Genomic DNA, 18108 nt, shown 5'->3' with positions numbered 1-18108 from the left:
ATCGAGAGTGTGGTCTCACCGTCGGGAGGGGGTGTCCTCGCGGTGCGGCCGGGCGTGCGTGTCGTCCCGGTCGATCCGCAACTCCCGCTCCAACTCGGCGATGACCGCCCGCAGGTCGTCCAGCCGCTGGGTGAGCGCGATGCGGTCTACCTCGTCGGGTACGCCGTCGCCGTCCTCGTCGTAGCCGGGGGCCAACCGCTCGGTCATCTCCAGGCGGCGGGCCTCCTCCATCGAGTTGACGATGACCGCGATGAGGATGTTGAGCAGCAGGTTGACGGTGATCACCACGTAGCTGACGTAGTAGAGCAGCGTCCACGGCGAGATGGCCAGGCCCTGCTCGATGAGGTCCGGCAGTGTCTCCAGCGAGAGCAGCACGAACAACGTCAGCAGCGACCGGCCGATGTCGCCGTACTCGTCCGGGTACCTGTCGCCGAAGATCAGCCAGCCGGCCATCCCGTACACGTAGAGCGTCACCACGGCCAGGGCGAGGAACCCGCCGACACCGGGCAGGCTGCGCCACAGCGCGGACACGATGGTCCGCAGGCCCGGCGAGAACCGCACCAGCCGGACCATCCGGGCGACCCGCACCACGCGCAGCAGCGCCGAGTCACCGTGCAGGCCCGGAATGAAGATGGCCGCGATCACGACGAAGTCGAAGACGTTCCAGCCGTGCCGGAAGAAGTCCTGCGGACGTCGGCCGTAGGCCGCCAGCCGGATGCCGATCTCGACGACGAAGACGGCGCGGAAGAGCACCTCCAGCCCGTGCAGCGCCCGGGTCGCGGGGACCAGACCGTCGTACGTCTCCAGTCCGAGGACGATCCCGTTGGCGAGGATGACGACGACGATGCCGATCTCGAAGGGGCGGGAACGGGCGAGCCGTGCGCAGGCGTCGGCCAGCGCGGGCCGGTCACGCTGGGGTGTGGACGGTGCGTCTCGCTGCGCGGGCGCGGGCGGTCCGCTCATCAAGCGGCCGACCCGTCGGTGTGCGCCGAGGCGGCGTCGTGGGCCCACCTCGCATCGTCGGGCTGGCGGTGCGGGGGCATGGTCACCACCCTAGTCACGACGCACAGCCGGGACGCCATCGTGGAGGCCGCCATCGCCCTGGCCGACAGCTGAGGGCTCGTCGCGGTGTCGATGCGCGCGGTCGTCGGCACCGGATCGCTCTACCCGTAGCTCGCCGCGTCGCCGGAGGCGGGCTGACGGGGCGGTCGGGGCGTTCCGCCGGCCCGCGTGGTCCCGACTGAGGCAGAGGCGGCGCAGAGGGCGAAGCGGAGCGGTGGTCCGGCGGGCGGGTGACGGAGGCGTACACCCTGTCACCCGCCCGATCGACGAACCGTGAGGAGACCGCGGCCGGTCAGGCCCGCGCGGCCCGGATGGCGTCGCGCAGCGGGGTGCTCGGCCGGCCGATCAACCGGCTGAGGTCGTCGCTGTCGGTGGCCAGCTCGCCGATGGCGATCGAGTGGTCGAGGGCGGCGACGAACCCGGCGGTGCCGGCGTCGAGCCCGACGTTCTCCAGCGCCGAGGCCAGCTCGGCGGCCGACAGGTCGCGGTGGACGACAGTGGTGCCGGTCACCTCGGTGACGGCGTCGGCCAGCTCGTCGAAGGTGAACGCGGCGCCGCCCAGCTCGTAGACGGCGTTGCCCTCCTCGTCCCGGGTCAGCGCCGCCGCCGCGGCGGCCGCGTAGTCGGTCCGGGGCGCGGCGGAGACCTTGCTGCCGCCGGTGGCGCCGAGGATGGTGCCGCTCTGCAGGTACTGCGGCAGCTGGTCGGTGTAGTTCTCGGTGTACCAGCCGTTGCGCAGCACCGTGTACGGCAGGCCCGACGCGGCCAGGACCTCCTCGGTGGCCTTGTGCTCCGGTGCGAGCGGGTTCGTGGTCGTGTCGGCCTTCAGGATGCTGGTGTAGACCACGCGGCCGACCCCGGCGAGCGTGGCGGCCTCGATGACCGCGGTGTGCTGGGCGGTCCGCTGCCCGGGCGTGTCGCCGGAGATGAGCAGCAGGCGGCGTACGCCGGCCACGGCGCCGGGCAGCGTCGTCGGGTCGTCGTAGTCGGCCCGGCGGATCTCGACCCCGCGCGCGGCCAGGTCGGCGGCCTTCTCCGGGCTGCGGACGATCGCGGCGATCTCGGTGGCGGGCACGCCGGCGCCGAGCAGGTGCTCGATCACCAGGCGACCCAGCCGGCCGGTGGCGCCGGTGACGGCATACGTGGGCATGGGGACCTCCGATTGACGGTGACGAAACGTAAGCACTTACGAATCTACAGCACAAGCTCTCAGGTAAGCGTCGGGTAAGCTGGTGACATGAGCGACATGCCGGCCCGGGACCCGGCGGGGCCTACCCAGGAACTCGTCAGTGATGTCTTCGCGCGCGGCTGTACCTCCCGTGCCGCCTTCGAGAGCGTCACCTCGAAATGGGCCTCGCTCGCTCTGCTCGCGCTCGGTGAGGGCAGTTACCGGTTCAACGCGCTGCGGCGGCGCATCGACGGGGTGAGCGAGCGGATGCTCTCCCAGACCCTGCAGACTCTCGAACGCGACGGCATGCTCACCCGCGAGGTGCTCACCGCGATCCCGCCGCGCGTCGAATACTCGCTGACCCCTCTCGGCGCCCGGGTCGCCGATCAGTTGCGCGGCCTCGCGGACCTGCTGGAGGCCTCGGTGTCCGAGGTGCAGACCGCCGGCGAGCGGGAGCGGGGCTGACCCGAGCCGGAGTTCGCCGAGGCGGTCAGCGGTAGCTGATCAGTTCCAACAGCGAGCCGTCGGGGTCGCGGAAGTAGACACTTCTGCCCGGTCCGCGTCCGCCGTGGCGGTCCACCGGCCCGGCCTCCACCTCGACGCCGTGCCGCCGCAGGTGGTCGAGGATCTCGTCGGCGGTGCCCGGCCAGACGAGACAGAGGTCGCTGCCCCCGGCCTCGACGGGACGCCGGGCGACCAACGCGCCGACGTCCAGGCCCGGACCGTGCACGTTGAGCTGCTGGTCGCCGAACCGGTACGCGACCCGACCATCGGGTTGGTCGACGATCTGGGCGCCCAGGACATCCCGGTAGAAGGCGGTGGACCTCGCCCAGTCGGTCACCGCGATGACACAGTGGTCGAGCCGTAAACCGTCCGGCATGGCACCGAGCTTACGGCCGGGCCGTCCGGACGTGGGGCATGCGGCGCGGTCAGGCGCGGAGCGTCTCGCGAGGCGGCACCCCGTAGCTGGCGTGGTAGCGGGCGGTGAACCGGCTGTGGTTGGCGAACCCCCAGCGACTCGCGATGGCCGACACGGTCTCCTGTCCGGGGTCGGCCCGGACCAGGTCGTGGTGGGCCCGATCGAGCCGGATCCTGCGCAGGTACGCCATCGGGGTGGTGCCGAGATGGCGGCGGAAGGCGAGCTGCACCGCGCGCTGGGAGACGGCGGCGGCGCTGGCGATGTCGGCGGCGCTGATGTCCCGGTCGGCGTTCTCCTCCATGAATGCGACGGCGCGGCGCAGGGTGGCGGTGCTGGCGTCGCGGCGGTCCTCGGCGGTCTCGTCGGTGAACGCCGTGTTGGGGAAGATCGCGAGCGCTGCCGCGGCGAGCATCCGTGCGGCGTTGCCGATCACCAACGGCTGGGCGCTGGCGCTCGGGATGCTCGCCACGACATCGCTGACGTAACTGGTGGTTCGGTGCCACTGCCGGGCGAGCGGCGCGTTGACTCCGCCGAGGTCGGTGAACCGGATCTGGCCGGGCCTCCGGGCCGTGGCGGCGGTCGCCACCTGCGTCAACACGCCGAGGTCCAGGACGCAGAGTTCCACCTCGCCGGGGTCCCACCGCACGTGGACCGGCTGACCGGGACGGGTGACGAGAAAGGCGTCGCCGGGGCCGACCTGTTGGGGCACTACCTGCTCACGGCGTTGCTGGCCCACCAGGTGGGGCCGGACGCTTTGGTCCGCGTCGGGGCGCTCCTCGGCACCGTCCGGCGCTATCTGCCCGCCCCGCGGCCACCCGCGCACCACAACGGGGGCCCCGAGCCCCGGCGACGCGACGTGCGAGCGGACAACAGCGTCGTGGGCCGGTACCGACGGACCACGCTGCCCGAGCACCTGCCCAGTCCGCCGAGCTGGACCTGCACCGGATGTGGCCGCGAATGGCCCTGCGCGACCAAGCAGAGCCAGCTGCTCGCCGAGTTCGGCGGGGCGCGTGCCGCGCTCGCCGTCTACCTCGGGTCGTGCCTCGTGGCCGCCGCCCAGGATCTGCCGACGCTGCCCCTGCCCCGAGTACGACTCCGCTTCCTGGGCTGGCTGCCACGCGCCCGAATCTGACGACACGCGCACGCCCCGCTGTCGGCGCGTGACCCACCGCCGCGCCTCGCGCGCCCTTCAACGGGCTCCGCGAGGGTGTTCATCGTGCACCCGCCCGTCGTACGGCGGACGTTCACCAACCTCTTCGAGGCTTCTTGATCGAAAGAGCATTCGCTTGATCGAGGAGAGGCTCTCACGTGCGAGACAAGCAAGCCGAAGAGATCGAGCACGCGCAGTTGTCGCGGCGCAAGCTGGTCAAGTACGCCGGCGTCGGCGCGACGCTGGCCGCCGCCAGCCCGCTGGTCGGCGCGGGCGCGGCGTGGGCCGACGAGGAGCGCCGACCCGGCGACGACACGAGCGACCGGGGCAACGCCAAGAACCGGTCCTGGCGCGCTGGTGACCACCACGTGCACTCCGAGTACAGCGGCGAGTTCGACACCACGAAGAGCCCGATCGTCTTCCACAAGGGCGCGGACGCGGTCTACCCGATCGTCACCAACGCGATCATGGCCAAGAACTTCGGTCTGACCTGGGCGATGTGCACCGACCACGGTGGACCGACGCACTCGAAGGTGAACATCGAGCAGGCGTACCCCGACCTGTTGCGCTCGCGCAAGCTGGTCCCCGAGGTGCTCCAGTTCTGGGGCATGGAGTTCGACGCGCCCTCGCTGGACCACCACACGCTGATGATCCCGCGCCACGACGACGAGGCGAAGCAGCTCTTCGAGCTGGAGAGCCGGTTCGCCAAGTACGACGCGTTCCCCACCGACCCGGCCCGCGACACCGAGGCCAAGATGGTGGAGTTCCTCAAGGTCGCCCGGGGCATGCCGCACAAGCCGCTGGTGATCGCCCACCACGCCTCCCGGTCGGCGCCCGGCCTCGGTGTCTACGGCCAGGACACCCCGCGGGAGTTCCGCAACGGCAACAACGCCGCGCCGGACGTCTACGTCGGCTTCGAGGGCGCGCCCGGCCACCAGGCCGGTCCGCTCAACGGCGGCAAGCGCGGCGGGTACGGCAACCACCCCACCTACGGTGGCTTCGACCAGATGACCGCGCGGGTCGGTGGGCTCTGGGACTCGCTGCTCGGTGAGGGCCGGCGCTGGTGGATCACGGCGACGTCGGACTCGCACGTGCACTGGACGCGCGGCGGCTCGGACTTCTGGCCGGGCGAGTACAGCAAGACCTACGTGTACGCCCGCCAGGACTACGGCGACATCATGGACGGCCTGCGCAACGGCCGGATCTGGGTGACCACCGGCGACCTGATCCGCAGCCTCGACGTGACCGCCAGGTCCCAGGGGCAGACGGCCGAGGTCGGCGAGACCATCACGGTCAGTCGCCGCAGCCGCACCGACGTCGAGATCGAGATCACGTTCCGTCCACTGGACGGTGTGAACGGCAACGGGGACCGTCCGGAGGTCCGTCGGGTGGACCTGATCGTCGGCCAGATCACCGGGCCGAGCGCCAACCCGGACGCCGACACCAACCCCACCACCACTGTGGTGGCCCGGTTCGGCCCGCGGGACTGGCGTCGCCAGGGTGCGGACTACGTCATCCGGCACACCCTGCGCAACGTCGAGGCCGACACCTACGCGCGGGTGCGCGGCACCAGCACCGACGAGGCGGAGCCGCTCGCCGACGGGCTGGAGAGCCCGTGGGACGACCTGTGGTTCTACTCGAACCCGGTGTTCGTGCACGTGCGCTGACCCGTCGCCGCAAGCGACGCTGCCGCCACACGGTGGGCCCGCCGGCATTCCTCGACGCACGATGGTCGGGGAGGGGCCTGCGGGCCCACCTCGCCGTTCGACCGTCCGGTCAGCCGTCGCTGCGGCCGCGCGACCGGGCGGCGCGCGGCCGACCGTGCTCGGACGCTGCGCCCGGCCGGCTCGGCATCGGCGCAGCGGGCTCGGGCCGCACCTCGGCCACCGCCTGGCAGAGATCGCGCAGGGGGTCGATCGCCTGGGTCGAGCAGGCGACCCGTTGCAGCAGTGCGCGCAGGGTCGCCGACTCGGTCGGCGTGAGCGCCCCCAGCAGGTGCGCCTCGACCTGCCGCAGCGCCTCGCGCCGCTGCTCCCAGGCCGCCCGCCCGGCGTCGGTGACGTCCACCAGCCGGCTGCGCCGGTCGGCCGGGTCCGCCCGCCGGGCGACGAACCCCGGGCGTTCGAGGTCGTCGATCAGGTACGTGAGCACCGTCCGGTCGATGCCCAGCTCCTCGGCGATCGCGCCCTGGTTGCGGGCCGGCCCGGTGGCCGCGGCGGTGAGCACCTGATAACCGCGCGGGCCGCCGGGGAAATCGGTCAGGGTGTGCTCGGCTGCCCGGACGTAGCCCCGGAAGACGATCCCCAGCATCCAGCCCAGATCGTCGTCGAGGGGATCGGGCCGGTCCGGCCGGTCGCTGGCACCCGTCATGCCCCGACAATAGCGCAGGACAGCCAACCTTGTTGGCAACAGATGTTCTGTCTGACATAAGGTCGAGGCCACGACGCATCGTCCGACGCGTCGCGGACGACGGGAGGCTCGCACGATGAGCGACTACGGCCACGACCTGGTCTTCGGATCGTTCACCACGCCCGGCAACGACGATCCGGACCGCACGGTCGGGCTCGCGGTCCTGGCCGAGCAGGTCGGGCTGGACCTGGTCACCTTCCAGGACCATCCGTACCAGCCGCGATTTCTGGACACCTGGACGCTGCTGAGCTTCGTCGCGGCGCGGACGGACCGGGTGCACCTCTCGGCGAACGTCACCAACCTGCCGCTGCGCCCGCCCGCCGTGCTCGCCCGCAGCGTCGCCAGCCTCGACCTGCTCAGCGGCGGTCGGGTCGCGCTGGGTCTCGGCGCGGGTGCGTTCTGGGACGCCATCGAGGCGATGGGCGGCCGGCGGCTGACCCCCGGCGAGGGCGTACGGGCGCTGGAGGAGGGCATCGACGTCATCCGGCAGACGTGGGACGTCCAGGCGCGCGGCGGCGTGCGGGTCGACGGCGAGTTCCACCGGGTGGTCGGCGCCAAGCGCGGCCCCGCCCCCGCCCACGCGGTGCCGATCTGGCTCGGGGCGTACAAGCCGCGCATGCTCGCGCTCACCGGTCGCCGGGCCGATGGCTGGCTGCCGTCACTGGACTACCTCCAGCCCGGTGACCTGGCCAGGGGCAACAAGATCATCGACGATGCTGCCCAGGAGGCGGGCCGCTCGCCCCGCGACGTCCGCCGGCTGCTGAACATCTCCGGCACCTTCTCGTCGGCCGGGGGCGGCCCGTTGCACGGGCCCGCCGAGCAGTGGGTGCGGGAGTTGGTCGAGTTGGCGCTGGGCGAGGGCGTCGGCACGTTCATCCTCGCCAGCGACGACCCCGACGACCTGCGCCGGTTCGCGGGCGAGGTGGCCCCCGCCGTGCGCGAACTGGTCGCGGCCGAACGCGACAGTGGCGCCGCGTCGACGCGTACTCCCGCCGAGCCGGTGGTGGCCGCGGAGCCGGCGGCGCTCGTCGCGCCCTCCGCGCGGCCGACCCGCGCGAGGGTGACCGCCGGGGCCTTCGCGGTGGTGCCGACCCCGGACGACGGCCGGCGGCTCAGCGACCGGCAGGTCTGGGACGAGTCGGCCCGTCCCACCGGGCCCGCGCCCGACCCGACGCGCACCTACACCGCCCACGAGCAGGCCACCGGCCAGCACCTGGTGCAGGTGCACGACGGCCTGCGCGGCGAACTGGCCCAGATCCACGACCTGATCGAGCAGGTCGCGGCGGGCGAGATCGACGCCGGCGTGGCGCGATCGCAGATCAACACGATGACCATGCGGCAGAACCGGTGGACGCTCGGCGCCTACTGCGAGTCCTACTGCCGCATCGTCACCACCCACCACACCATCGAGGACCAGGCCCTCTTTCCGCGGCTGCGGCAGGCCGACCCGCGGCTGCGCCCGGTCGTCGACCGGCTGGAGCAGGAGCACCACGTCATCCACGACGTGCTGGAGGGGGTCGACAAGGCGCTGGTCGCGTACGTCGGGGCGCCGGACGGCCTGGCCGAGCTGCGCGCCGCGGTGAACCTGCTGACCGACGCCCTGCTGTCGCACCTCAGCTACGAGGAGCGGGAACTGGTCGAGCCGCTGGCCCGCCTGGGGGTGAGCTGAGCGGAGGAACCGGCGTCTCCGGGGGTTGCTGCGCAGGATCTGAGAGGCTACTTTCGAAACATGTCTCTCAAGAATCCGTACGGGGATTTCGAGATCACCGAGCCGCAGGCGCTGCGGGCGCTGGCGCATCCTGTTCGGTTGGCCATCCTCGACCGGCTCCAGCAACACGGCCCGGCCACGGCCACCGGACTGTCGCCGCACGTCGGCGCCACGCCGTCGGTGGTCAGCTGGCACCTGCGCCACCTCGCGACGTTCGGCCTGGTCACCGATTGGGACGGCGCCACCAGCAAGCGGGAACGCTGGTGGCAGGCAGCCGCCCGGGGGTTCCGCTTCTCGCTGCCCGACGACGCCGAGGGGCAGGCCGCGGCCCGGCAGTTGCGCGGCGAGATGTTCGCCCGCTATGCCGAGGCACCCCAGCAGTGGCTGCTGCACGACGAGCCTCGGCTGAACACCGAGTGGCGCGGGCTGGCCGGGGTGGCCGACACCCGCTTCGTCGCCACACCGGACGAGCTGCGACACCTGGAAGAGGCGATCGAGGAGCTGCTCGCCCCGTACGTGCGGCGCAAGGACGACGAGACGACGCCGGACGGCGCCCAGCTCGTCCGGATGCTGCGCTACCTGCTGCCCGAATCCAGCGACGATTCGCCCGCGTCATGACGGCCGTCGACGCCCCGCCCGCACCGGCGCTGGGCCGCGACCGGCGGTTCCGCACCTTCTGGATGGGTGAGACGATCTCGGCGTTCGGCGACCGGATCAGCGAACTGGCCCTGCCGCTGATCGCCGTCTCCCTGCTCGCCGCGACGCCCGTGCAGGTCAGCGTCCTCACCGCGCTGATCTGGCTGCCCAACCTGCTGGGCCTGTTCCTCGGCGCGTGGGTGGACCAGCGCACCCACAAGCGTCGACTCCTGATCATCGCGGACCTCGCCCGCGCGGCCGTGCTGCTCAGCCTGCCCGTGGCCTACCTGTTCGGCGCGATCACCCTCACCCAGCTCTACCTGGTGGCGCTGCTCAGCGGCGCCGGGGCGGTGGTGTTCACCCTGGGACAGCAGGCGTTCTTCGTCGCCCTGGTGCCGCGGTCGGCGTACGTGGACGCGAACAGCAAACTCAGCGTGAGCCGGTCCCTCTCGTTCATCGCCGGCCCGGCCGTCGGCGGTGGGCTCGTCCAGGCGCTCAGCGCGCCGGTGGCGGTCCTCGTCGACGCGGTGTCCTTCCTGGCCTCCGCGCTGCTGCTGCGGCGCATCCCGGTCACCGAGTCGCCTCCGCCGCCACGGCGGACGTCCACCCTCGGCCTGGTCCGCGAGGGCCTGGTGCTGGTGCTGCGCCACCCGGTGCTGCGCGCCGCGCTCGGCTGCACCACCACCGTCAACTTCTTCACCTTCATCGCCGCGGCGCTGCTGGTGCTCTACGCCAACCGTGAACTCGGCCTGTCGGCCGGCGCCATCGGCGTCGCGTTCGGCATCGGCGCGCTCGGCGGACTGGCCGGCGCGGCCCTGGCGCCTCGCCTGTCGCGGGCCATCGGGTTGGGCCGTACCGCGATGATCGGCGTTGTGGTCTTTCCCGCGCCGCTGGCGTTGACGGCGCTGATCGCCGGCCCGACCTGGGCGAAGGTGGCCATGCTGGCGGCCATCGAGATGGTCTCCAGCGTCGGCGTGATGCTGATGGACGTCAACCTCAACGCCCTGCTCACCGCCGTCACACCCGACGACGCGCGCGGTCGCCGGGCCGGCGCGTACAGCGCCGTCAACTACGGCATCCGGCCGCTCGGCGCGCTGGTCGGCGGCGCGCTGGGCACCACCCTCGGGCTGCGGCCGGCCCTGGTCGTCGCCGGAGTGGGCGGCGTGCTCGCCGTCCTGTGGCTGCTCGCGTCCCCGGTACGCCACATCACCACCCTCGACGACCCCGCGACCTGACCTGCCGGGCCGGCCCGCCGAGACCGTCGTCGCCCGCGCGGTCAGCCGATCTCCGCCACCAGCAACCGCGCCAGCTCGGCGGGTTGGGAGAACATCGGCCAGTGGCCGGTGGCCATCGTGACCAGCCGCCAGTGCTCGCTGGTCAGCAGCGCGGACACGGTGTCGTTGGGCTCCGGTCCGTCGAGCAGACACTTGACGTACGTCGTCGGCAGCTCGCCCAGCGGACGGGCCAGCACGGCCGGTTCGGTCAGCGTGGCGCCCGGGTGCGGGGTGGCGCCCTTGAGCAGCCGCGCGACCTGCTCGTCGGTGAGCCCCTGGCCGTCGAACTCGGCCGCGTCGGGCGGCCGCCAGTCGCCGCCGTTGTCGGCGAGCACCGACTCGAACGCCGCCTGACCCTGCCACCAGCCGGACGCGAACGACCCGCCGTCGACCGGCACCTCCGCGTCGACGTAGACCACCCGGGTCAACCGGTCGCCGATCCGCGCGGCGGCCTGACCCACCGGGATGCCCGCGTAGCTGTGCCCGACCAGCACCACGTCGCGCAGGTCGCGCCGCTCGATCTCGCCGACGATGTCCTGCACATGGGTCTGCTGCCCGGCGGGCACGCCAGGCCTCTCGGCGAGACCGGAGAGGGTCAGGGGACAGGTCTGGTGGCCGGCGGCCCGCAGCCCCGGCACCACCTCGTCCCACGCCCACGACCCCAGCCACGCGCCCGCCACCAACATCACATTCGCCATGTCCGGCACCCTAGCGCCGACCTCTGACGGCCCGGCGCGTCACGACCAGGTCCGGGACTGGGCGTCGAACACCTCAGGTGGGCTCTCGACCGGCAGCACACAGAGCAGGTGCCCGCCGGGCGCCCGCAGAATCCGACACTCCAACCACTGCGACACCTCGGTGGCGCCCAGGCCGACCAGCCGAGCGGTCTCGGCCGCCACGTCGTCGGTCTCGATGTCGAGGTGGTAGCGCGGCGCGTCGTCGACGGCCTGGACGGCGGTGACCAGGCCCGGCAACGCCTCGTGCAGACCGACGAACTGCGGCTCGGCCGGATGGGACCGGGTGCCGACGCCGAGTGCCGCCGACCAGAACTCCGCCGCCCGCGCGGCCTCCGCCTCGGGCGCGTCGATCAGCAACGCGTACACACGGCTTCGATGCATGCGAGGCAGGATATCGAGGACTCTCACCCACCGCCCGTCGCGCCGAGGCGAGCGGCGATCTGAGCCGGTAGCGGGTAGGGACTCTCGACCGGCAGGTGGTCCGTCGCCGCTCGCTCATCGCCTGCCCGCACCAGCTCCCGTACACGGTGGACGGTTGGGGTGATGTCCGTGACGGCCACGATCCAGTCGTCGACGTACCGGGCGACCGCCGCACCGGACAACCCGACCTGCAGCGACCGATGGGGCAGCGCGGCCATCCGCACCGTCCGTTCCGGGTCCCACTGCACCCGTACCGGGCTGCTCTTCAGCTGCCGCGACCAGGTCGCCCGGTCACCGTGCACGTCCCGGTCGTAGTGGCTCAGACAGGCGTGCGCCAGCGCCCACTCGAAGCCCTCCCGCGCGATGTCGATCGACAGCACGCGCTCCTGGCCGGGCTTGGTGGCCCAGCCGCAGCGGTACATCATCCACCGGAACGACGGCTTGATCCAGGTCATGCGGTCCCGCTTGAAGGGGGCCACGAAGCGGCCGGCGGCCACGGCCGGCAGCGCGACCTCCGGGGGGTACGCCTGGTACACGGTGATCGTGTCGGCCGAATGGCGAGCGCGGATCTGACGGGCGGGAACGGACACGCCCCGATTCTCACCGATCGGGCCTCGACCGCTCCACAGGAATACCGCCGTCAGGCGTGGTCGCGCGGGGGCGGACCGGCGTCGACCGGCATCCGGTAGATCCGGACCGGATAGTCGACGGCCGAGTGGCCGCCGTTGAGCCCGGCGGTCAGGTGCAGCTGGGCCGCCGGCAGCCAGAGGTGACCCTCGGCGTCGAGCCACATCGCGTCCACCCAGGCCAGGCGCTGGTCGGCGACGAGCGTACGGACGCTGCGGTCCGGCCCCAGGGCGAGCACGCGACGTCGCTCCACATCGCTGACGTAGATGGTGCCGAGCGCGTCGATGGCCGTGCCACCGGTGCTGGGCGTGTCCCACCAGGGCTCGACCCGCCGGGCCAACTCCTCGGCGGACAGCGTCGGGTCGTCCAGCCAGCGGGTGCCGATCCGGGACATCCCACCCGAGGCGGGCTGGTAGTACAGCCACCGACCGTCCGGCGACACCTCCAGCTGGTCGGCGTTCAGGCACACCTCGGCGCCGCCGGGATCCCGCAGCGCCCGGCCGTCGGCGACCACGCGCCCGCCCACCGTGCTCGGGTGCCCGTCCAACACCCGTCGGCACCGGCCCGAGTCGAGGTCCAGCACGATGAGGCCGGGCGTGCCGGCGTCGGTGAGGTACGCGGTGCCGCCGTGAAACCGGACGTCGTCGACGTAGCTGCGCGGACGCACCGCGTCGTCGAGGTGGTAGACCCGGTCCACCCGGTCAGCGTCGACGTCGACGGCGATCAGCCGCGCGCCGCCGGGCACCTGCTCCCCGCCAAGCTGCGGCGACCCCGAATCGATGATCCACAGTCGGCCGTCCGGGCCGGCCCGCAACCCGTTGACGTGCACGAACGCTCCGTCCGGCGGTTGGTCCGGCTCGTTCCACGCGGCGTCCGGGTACGGGTTGCGACCGCCGTCCGGCAGCGCCTCCGCCACCTGCACGCCCGGCCCGTCCGCCGACGGGTAGCTCAGGAAGACCCGCCCCCGCAGGGTGGTCACACCCGTGCACACCCGATCCTCGACGAGCACGGGTGTCAACCGAGGATCCTCCTCGGTCCCAAGCCTGGACATGGGCCGCTCCTCGCGCGACGGGCGGCGTCGCCGATTCCCGTCGATGATCCGCCACCGTTGGCGCGGTATCCCCGAGCCGGTCCGGGCGAAACGCCCGGCCTCGCCGGGTGCGCTCAGCCGGGCCGGTCGACCAGCGCGGCGAGCCGTTTGGGCGCCTGCACGCAGTAGCTCTCGGTGAGCAGCTCGCCGACCTCGTCCCAGTCCGTGTCCTCGTCCAGGATCATGCCCAGCACGTTCGGGCTCCAGTCCGGCTTGTAGAAGGGGTGCCCGACGCTCAGCAGACCGGCGATCTCGTCGAGCGGCGACCGGAAGACCAACAGGCAGGCCGGCCGGTCGAGCGCGGCGGCGCGCGCGTGCACCGCCTGACGGTCGGGGTCGACGGTGAGCACGTGGGCGAAGGTGCGCCGGCGGATCCGCCAACGGGTGCCCACCCAGGCCGGCTCCTCGTAGGTCTCCGGCAATCCGCGGCAGATCGGGCGCAGCCGGTCGAGAACCTCGGGGTCGACGTCTCCGGGTGCGGTCACGGGCAGGACCCTATTCGGCGGGTACGACATTGACGCCCGCCGGCGGGCGGTGGTGTGCTCCCGGCGGATCGGTCAGGATGGGTCGGGGCGACGCCGGGCCGCCGCCCCCGAACCGACACACCCGAGCCCCGCCGAGGAGTTCCGTGCCGTCCACCCTGCTCTCCCGCCGTGACCTGGACTTCCTGCTGCACGACTGGTTGCGGGTGTCGCAACTCGCCGAGCGCTCTCGCTACGCCGAGCACTCCCGGGAGACCTTCGACGACGCGCTGGACCTCGCCGAGCGGGTGGCCACCGAGCAGTTCGCCTCGCACAACCGGGCCGCCGACCTTGCCGAACCGACGTTCGACGGGCAGCGGGTGCGGCTGATCCCGCAGGTGCGCGCGGCGTTGGACAGCTTCGCCGAGACGGGTCTGCTCACGGCCGGGTTGGACGCCTCGGTCGGTGGCCTGCAACTGCCGCAGGCCGTCGCCGCCGCCTGCTTCGCCTGGTTCCAGGCGGCCAACGTGGCCACCTCGGCGTACCCGATGCTGACCCTGGGCAACGCGAAGCTGTTGTTGGCGCACGGCAGCGCCGAGCAGGTCGACACGTACGTCCGACCCATGCTGGAGGGCCGGTTCTTCGGCACCATGTGCCTGTCCGAGCCGCACGCGGGCAGCTCGCTGGCCGACATCACCACCCGGGCCGAGCCCCAGCCGGACGGGACGTACCGGCTCTTCGGCACCAAGATGTGGATCTCCGGCGGTGATCACGAGCTGGCCGAGAACATCGTCCACCTGGTGCTGGCGCGGATTCCCGGCGGGCCGCCCGGGGTGAAGGGCATCTCGCTGTTCATCGTGCCCAAGGTGCTCGTCGAGCCGGACGGATCGCTCGGCGACCGCAACGACGTGGTACTCGCCGGGCTCAACCACAAGATGGGCTTCCGGGGGACCACCAACACCCTGCTCAGCTTCGGCGACGGCGGCCACACCCCGGCCGGTCGCTCCGGCGCCGTCGGCCATCTGGTCGGCGTGCCGCACCAGGGGCTCGCCCAGATGTTCCACATGATGAACGGGGCCCGGATCGGTGTCGGCGCCGGTGCCATGGCGCTGGGCTACACCGGCTATCTCAAGAGCCTGGCGTACGCCCGCGAGCGGCCGCAGGGCCGGCCGGTCGACGCGAAGGACCCGGCGGCGCCGCAGGTGCCGATCATCGACCACCCGGACGTACGGCGGATGCTGCTGGCGCAGAAGAGCTACGTGGAGGGTGCCCTGGCCCTGGTGCTCTACTGCGCCCGGCTGCTTGACGAGGAGCAGACCGCCCCGGAGCAGACCGACCGCGAGCGGGCGCACCTGCTGCTGGACGTGCTCACCCCGATCACCAAGAGTTGGCCGTCGCAGTGGTGCCTGGTCGCCAACGACCTGGCGATCCAGGTGCTCGGCGGCGCCGGCTACACCCGCGACCACGACGTGGAGCAGCACTACCGGGACAACCGGCTCAACCCGATCCACGAGGGCACCCACGGCATCCAGGCGCTGGACCTGCTGGGGCGCAAGATGACCATGCGCGACGGCGCGGGCCTGCTCCTGCTGGCCGAGAGGATGGGCGACACCGTCAGCCGGGGCCGCCGGGCCGGGGGCGAGGCGGCCGAGCTGGCCGACCGGCTGGCCGGCGCGGTGGATCGGGTCGTCGCGGTCACCCGCCGGCTCTGGTCCGGCGGTGATCCGGTGCTCGCCCTGGCCAACGCCAGCGTCTACCTGGAGGCGGTCGGGCACGTGGTGATCGCGTGGATGTGGCTGGAGCAGGTGCTGGCGCTGCCGCCCCAGGAGGGTGGCGACGCCTTCCACGCCGGTAAGCGGCAGGCCGCCCGCTACTTCTTCACGGCCGAGCTGCCCCGGACGGGCCCGCAGTTCGACCTGCTGGACAGCCTCGACCGGACCACGCTCGACATGCGCGCCGACTGGTTCTGAACGGCCCCGGCGTCACCGTCGGCGGGTCTGGTGGTGCATGGCCTGCCGTCCCTTGACCACGCCCAGGACGATCACGATCACCAGCGCGATCAGACCGATGATGATCAGCCAGCGGACCGCTTCGAGGATCAGCCCGAGCAGAATCAGCACGCCGGCGACCACACCGACGACCCAGAGCAGGGCACGCATCGCGACCTCCCGTAACCCGGCCGCGGCGCGAGATGCGGCGACCCCGGGCTCCACGTCCCCGATTCCGCCAACCTCAAACGCCATCCCCAGGCGGAGTCAGCGGCGGGCGACGTAGACCGTGTTGGCGGACTGGCCGCCGGTCAGCGGGTTGGCGAACGGCACGACATGAGCCCGCGCGGTCGCGAACACCTCCGTGAGCGCCGCGACGAACTCGTCGTCCGGCGGGTCGTCCGACCACAGCGCGAAGACGCCCTCCGGTCGCAGCAGCGCGGCGAGTCGGCGTAGCCCGTCCGGCGCGTAGAAGGGGGCGTGGCTCGGGTGCAGGACGTTGCGCGGCGAGTGGTCGACGTCGAGCAGGACGGCGTCGTACCGACGTCCGGGCGTCTCGGCGTCGAACCCGTCGTCACCGGCCACGGCGGCGAAGAAGTCGGCTCGCGCGAACCGGGTCCGGGGGTCCTCGGCGAGCCCGGCCGCGAACGGCAGCAGTCCCCGCCGGTGCCAGTCGATGACGTCCTCGATGGCCTCCACCACGAGGAGTGTTCGCACCCGTGGGTCGGCCAGCGCGGTGCACGCGGTGTAGCCCAGCCCGAGGCCGCCGACCACCACGTCGAGGGCGTCGCCGGTCAGTTCGGCCAGGCCCAGCCGGGCCAGCTCGATCTCGGCGACGGGGAAGAGGCTGGACATCAGGTACTCGTCGTCGAGCTTGACCTCGTACACCTCGACCTGCAGCGCCGGATCGCGGCGCCGCCGCAGGCTGATCGCGCCGATCGGGGTCTCCCGCCAGGCCAGCTCCTCGAAACGCGCGCCCACGGGTGCCCTCTCGCCGCCGGATTCGTCCCCGGATGGTACCGGTCGGGGCCGGGCCCGCCACGCAGGGTCCACGGGACATCGACGCAGCGCATATCCTGTGGCCCGGTCGAACCAGCGGAAGGGACCTCATGCCGTCGCGGCAGGATCAGCTGCACTCCTACCAGTTCAGCGTCCAGCGGGCGGTCGCCGCACTGGTGATGCGGGAGACCGACCCCGCCCAGTCACCGTTTCGGCGGCTGGCGGGCGCGGGCCTGGCCAGCGTCCTCGTCGCGGCGATCGGGCTCGGGGGTTCGGCGCTCTACGGCCTGTTCGCCGGCGGTGGCAAGGGGTGGCGCGACCCCGGCGCGGTGATCGTGGAGAAGGAGTCCGGCGCCCGGTTCGTCTACCGGGAGCAGAAGCTGCACCCGGTGCTCAACTACGCGTCGGCGTTGCTGATCGTCGGCGCGGACCGGTCGAAGACCGTGCTGGTCTCCCGACGCTCGATCGACGACGTGCCGCGCGGCCTGCCCCTGGGCATCGCCGACGCGCCGGACTCGCTGCCCGCTCCGGGCCGGCTGGCGACGTCGGCCTGGACGGTCTGCTCGACGGCCGGCGGCGAGGACCCCCGCTCCGCGCTGCTGATCGGCACCGATCCCGACGGCGGTCGGCCGCTGGGCGACGACGCGCTGCTGCTGCGCCACCCGGACGGCGGCCTGCACCTCGTGTGGCACCAGCGCCGGTACCTGGTCCGCGATCCCAACCGGGTGCTGGCCGCGCTGGCGACCACCCGGACGCGGGCGGTGCCGGTCGCGCCGGCCCTGCTCAACGCGCTTCCCGCAGGCGTCGATCTGGCCCCGCTGGCGCTGCCCGGCGAGGGTCGACCCGCCACCCGCGTGCCGGGCGCCACGATCGGTCAGGTCTACCTGGTGCGCAACTCCGGCGGCGGCCGGCAGTACGCGGTGGCGCTCGACGACGGGCTGGCCGGGATCACCGAGTTGCAGGCCGGGCTGCTGCTGGCCCGCACCGGGCAGGGGGAGTCGGAACCGATGACGCTGGGCCGGTTCGCCGCGCTGCCCACGTTGCCCGATCTCGCCCCGAGCGGCCCGACCGCGCCGCCGCCCGTGCCGCCCCCGCTCGTCAGCTCCGACGACGCGGCGATCTGCGCCCGGGTCGGGGACGACGGCGGCACCGGCGAGGTGCTGCGGGGCGTACGGCTGCCGGACCTGGCGGCCGTCCCACGGACCGCGTCGAGCGGCGGCGCGGCGCTGGCCGACCACGTGGTGGTGCAGCCGGGTGGCGGCGCGGTGGTCGAGGCCGCCGCGGCGCCCGGCGCGTCCGGAGGCGCGGTGTCCGTGGTCACCGACCTGGGCCGGCGGTACGTGCTGGCCGACCGGGAGGTGCTGGCGATGCTCGGCTACCGCGACGTGCGACCGGTGCGGCTGCCCGCCGGCCTGGTCAGCCTCGTGCCGGCCGGCGCCACCCTGGACCCGGCCGCGGCC

At 72.8% G+C, this 18108-nt stretch carries 20 protein-coding genes; 8 read left to right on the top strand and 12 right to left on the bottom strand.

The features are described 5' to 3' along the window. Positions 1-15 precede the first annotated feature (15 nt). Complete coding sequence (locus ABZU46_RS13340) at positions 16-963, bottom strand: ion transporter (RefSeq protein WP_354857183.1); 948 nt, start codon at positions 961-963, stop codon at positions 16-18. A 391-nt stretch (positions 964-1354) separates the two neighbouring features. Next, on the bottom strand, positions 1355-2212 hold the full coding sequence (locus ABZU46_RS13335; RefSeq protein ID WP_354857181.1) for an SDR family oxidoreductase: 858 nt from the start codon (positions 2210-2212) through the stop codon (positions 1355-1357). 87 nt (positions 2213-2299) lie between these two features. Between ABZU46_RS13335 and ABZU46_RS13330 the strand changes: the two genes are divergently transcribed. Then, positions 2300-2695, top strand: coding sequence for a helix-turn-helix domain-containing protein (locus ABZU46_RS13330; RefSeq protein WP_354857180.1), 396 nt, complete (start codon positions 2300-2302; stop codon positions 2693-2695). Between the two features lie 25 nt (positions 2696-2720). Here the strand turns inward: ABZU46_RS13330 and ABZU46_RS13325 are convergent, their stop codons facing one another. Further along, on the bottom strand, positions 2721-3110 hold the full coding sequence (locus tag ABZU46_RS13325) for a VOC family protein (protein ID WP_354857177.1): 390 nt from the start codon (positions 3108-3110) through the stop codon (positions 2721-2723). 49 nt (positions 3111-3159) lie between these two features. After that, the gene (locus tag ABZU46_RS13320; protein ID WP_354857175.1) at positions 3160-3795 is read right to left on the bottom strand and encodes a helix-turn-helix transcriptional regulator; all 636 of its coding nucleotides are present in this window, start codon (positions 3793-3795) and stop codon (positions 3160-3162) included. On the opposite strand from ABZU46_RS13320, the gene ABZU46_RS13315 reads away from it, so the two are divergent. Both ABZU46_RS13315 and ABZU46_RS13310 read left to right on the top strand, forming a co-directional pair. Continuing rightward, the gene (locus ABZU46_RS13315; protein WP_354857173.1) at positions 3796-4281 is read left to right on the top strand and encodes a hypothetical protein; all 486 of its coding nucleotides are present in this window, start codon (positions 3796-3798) and stop codon (positions 4279-4281) included. 176 nt (positions 4282-4457) lie between these two features. Further along, on the top strand, positions 4458-5966 hold the full coding sequence (locus tag ABZU46_RS13310; protein WP_354857172.1) for a phosphoesterase: 1509 nt from the start codon (positions 4458-4460) through the stop codon (positions 5964-5966). Positions 5967-6075: 109 nt separating this feature from the next. Here the strand turns inward: ABZU46_RS13310 and ABZU46_RS13305 are convergent, their stop codons facing one another. Continuing rightward, positions 6076-6669 (bottom strand): MarR family winged helix-turn-helix transcriptional regulator, encoded by a 594-nt coding sequence (locus tag ABZU46_RS13305; RefSeq protein WP_354857169.1) that lies wholly within the window; start codon positions 6667-6669, stop codon positions 6076-6078. 115 nt (positions 6670-6784) lie between these two features. Between ABZU46_RS13305 and ABZU46_RS13300 the strand changes: the two genes are divergently transcribed. The 3 genes from ABZU46_RS13300 to ABZU46_RS13290 are packed head-to-tail and all read left to right on the top strand — an operon-like array spanning position 6785 to position 10287. Further along, complete coding sequence (locus ABZU46_RS13300) at positions 6785-8377, top strand: LLM class flavin-dependent oxidoreductase (protein WP_354857166.1); 1593 nt, start codon at positions 6785-6787, stop codon at positions 8375-8377. Positions 8378-8437: 60 nt separating this feature from the next. Then, complete coding sequence (locus tag ABZU46_RS13295; protein WP_354857163.1) at positions 8438-9034, top strand: helix-turn-helix domain-containing protein; 597 nt, start codon at positions 8438-8440, stop codon at positions 9032-9034. Continuing rightward, complete coding sequence (locus ABZU46_RS13290; protein WP_354857162.1) at positions 9031-10287, top strand: MFS transporter; 1257 nt, start codon at positions 9031-9033, stop codon at positions 10285-10287. The genes ABZU46_RS13295 and ABZU46_RS13290 overlap by 4 nt, the downstream gene beginning before the upstream one ends. Before the next feature lie 41 nt (positions 10288-10328). Here ABZU46_RS13290 and ABZU46_RS13285 read toward each other — a convergent pair whose 3' ends face one another. The 5 genes from ABZU46_RS13285 to ABZU46_RS13265 all read right to left on the bottom strand — a co-directional run bounded on the left by ABZU46_RS13285 (position 10329) and on the right by ABZU46_RS13265 (position 13685). Continuing rightward, complete coding sequence (locus ABZU46_RS13285) at positions 10329-11024, bottom strand: alpha/beta hydrolase (RefSeq protein WP_354857159.1); 696 nt, start codon at positions 11022-11024, stop codon at positions 10329-10331. Positions 11025-11063: 39 nt separating this feature from the next. Beyond that, positions 11064-11444, bottom strand: coding sequence for a VOC family protein (locus tag ABZU46_RS13280; RefSeq protein WP_354857157.1), 381 nt, complete (start codon positions 11442-11444; stop codon positions 11064-11066). A gap of 23 nt (positions 11445-11467) precedes the next feature. Continuing rightward, the gene (locus ABZU46_RS13275) at positions 11468-12073 is read right to left on the bottom strand and encodes a DUF4291 domain-containing protein (RefSeq protein WP_354857155.1); all 606 of its coding nucleotides are present in this window, start codon (positions 12071-12073) and stop codon (positions 11468-11470) included. Between the two features lie 50 nt (positions 12074-12123). After that, entirely contained in the window at positions 12124-13161 is a 1038-nt protein-coding gene (locus tag ABZU46_RS13270; protein ID WP_354857152.1) for an L-dopachrome tautomerase-related protein, read from the bottom strand. Positions 13162-13274: 113 nt separating this feature from the next. Beyond that, on the bottom strand, positions 13275-13685 hold the full coding sequence (locus ABZU46_RS13265) for an MmcQ/YjbR family DNA-binding protein (protein WP_354857150.1): 411 nt from the start codon (positions 13683-13685) through the stop codon (positions 13275-13277). Positions 13686-13828: 143 nt separating this feature from the next. On the opposite strand from ABZU46_RS13265, the gene ABZU46_RS13260 reads away from it, so the two are divergent. After that, positions 13829-15631, top strand: coding sequence for an acyl-CoA dehydrogenase (locus ABZU46_RS13260; RefSeq protein WP_354857149.1), 1803 nt, complete (start codon positions 13829-13831; stop codon positions 15629-15631). 12 nt (positions 15632-15643) lie between these two features. Here the strand turns inward: ABZU46_RS13260 and ABZU46_RS13255 are convergent, their stop codons facing one another. Next, positions 15644-15820 carry a hypothetical protein gene (locus tag ABZU46_RS13255; RefSeq protein WP_354857146.1) on the bottom strand — a complete coding sequence of 59 codons (177 nt, stop codon included), beginning with the start codon at positions 15818-15820 and terminating at the stop codon, positions 15644-15646. Between the two features lie 96 nt (positions 15821-15916). Further along, a complete protein-coding gene (locus ABZU46_RS13250) occupies positions 15917-16630 on the bottom strand; it encodes a spermidine synthase (RefSeq protein ID WP_354857144.1) in 714 nt (237 codons plus the stop codon). Positions 16631-16758: 128 nt separating this feature from the next. Here ABZU46_RS13250 and eccB point away from each other — a divergent pair. Continuing rightward, a partial coding sequence (gene eccB, locus ABZU46_RS13245) for a type VII secretion protein EccB (protein ID WP_354857141.1) occupies positions 16759-18108 on the top strand: 1350 nt, incomplete at its 3' end.

It is taken from the genome of Micromonospora sp. NPDC005197 (assembly GCF_040608295.1).
Lineage (GTDB): Bacteria > Actinomycetota > Actinomycetes > Mycobacteriales > Micromonosporaceae > Micromonospora.
The sequence above is the reverse complement of the archived record's forward strand: the minus strand, read 5'-3'. Positions and strand labels throughout refer to the sequence as shown.

What these genes read in the sequence shown, in the direction of transcription:
- ABZU46_RS13340 (WP_354857183.1), bottom strand. Translation starts at nt 963, where the DNA reads ATGAGCGGACCGCCCGCGCCCGCGCAGCGAGACGCACCGTCCACACCC.
- ABZU46_RS13300 (WP_354857166.1), top strand. Translation starts at nt 6,785, where the DNA reads ATGAGCGACTACGGCCACGACCTGGTCTTCGGATCGTTCACCACGCCC.
- ABZU46_RS13335 (WP_354857181.1), bottom strand. Translation starts at nt 2,212, where the DNA reads ATGCCCACGTATGCCGTCACCGGCGCCACCGGCCGGCTGGGTCGCCTG.
- ABZU46_RS13280 (WP_354857157.1), bottom strand. Translation starts at nt 11,444, where the DNA reads ATGCATCGAAGCCGTGTGTACGCGTTGCTGATCGACGCGCCCGAGGCG.
- ABZU46_RS13255 (WP_354857146.1), bottom strand. Translation starts at nt 15,820, where the DNA reads ATGCGTGCCCTGCTCTGGGTCGTCGGTGTGGTCGCCGGCGTGCTGATT.
- ABZU46_RS13295 (WP_354857163.1), top strand. Translation starts at nt 8,438, where the DNA reads ATGTCTCTCAAGAATCCGTACGGGGATTTCGAGATCACCGAGCCGCAG.
- ABZU46_RS13330 (WP_354857180.1), top strand. Translation starts at nt 2,300, where the DNA reads ATGAGCGACATGCCGGCCCGGGACCCGGCGGGGCCTACCCAGGAACTC.
- ABZU46_RS13305 (WP_354857169.1), bottom strand. Translation starts at nt 6,669, where the DNA reads ATGACGGGTGCCAGCGACCGGCCGGACCGGCCCGATCCCCTCGACGAC.
- ABZU46_RS13290 (WP_354857162.1), top strand. Translation starts at nt 9,031, where the DNA reads ATGACGGCCGTCGACGCCCCGCCCGCACCGGCGCTGGGCCGCGACCGG.
- ABZU46_RS13285 (WP_354857159.1), bottom strand. Translation starts at nt 11,024, where the DNA reads ATGGCGAATGTGATGTTGGTGGCGGGCGCGTGGCTGGGGTCGTGGGCG.
- ABZU46_RS13270 (WP_354857152.1), bottom strand. Translation starts at nt 13,161, where the DNA reads ATGTCCAGGCTTGGGACCGAGGAGGATCCTCGGTTGACACCCGTGCTC.
- ABZU46_RS13325 (WP_354857177.1), bottom strand. Translation starts at nt 3,110, where the DNA reads ATGCCGGACGGTTTACGGCTCGACCACTGTGTCATCGCGGTGACCGAC.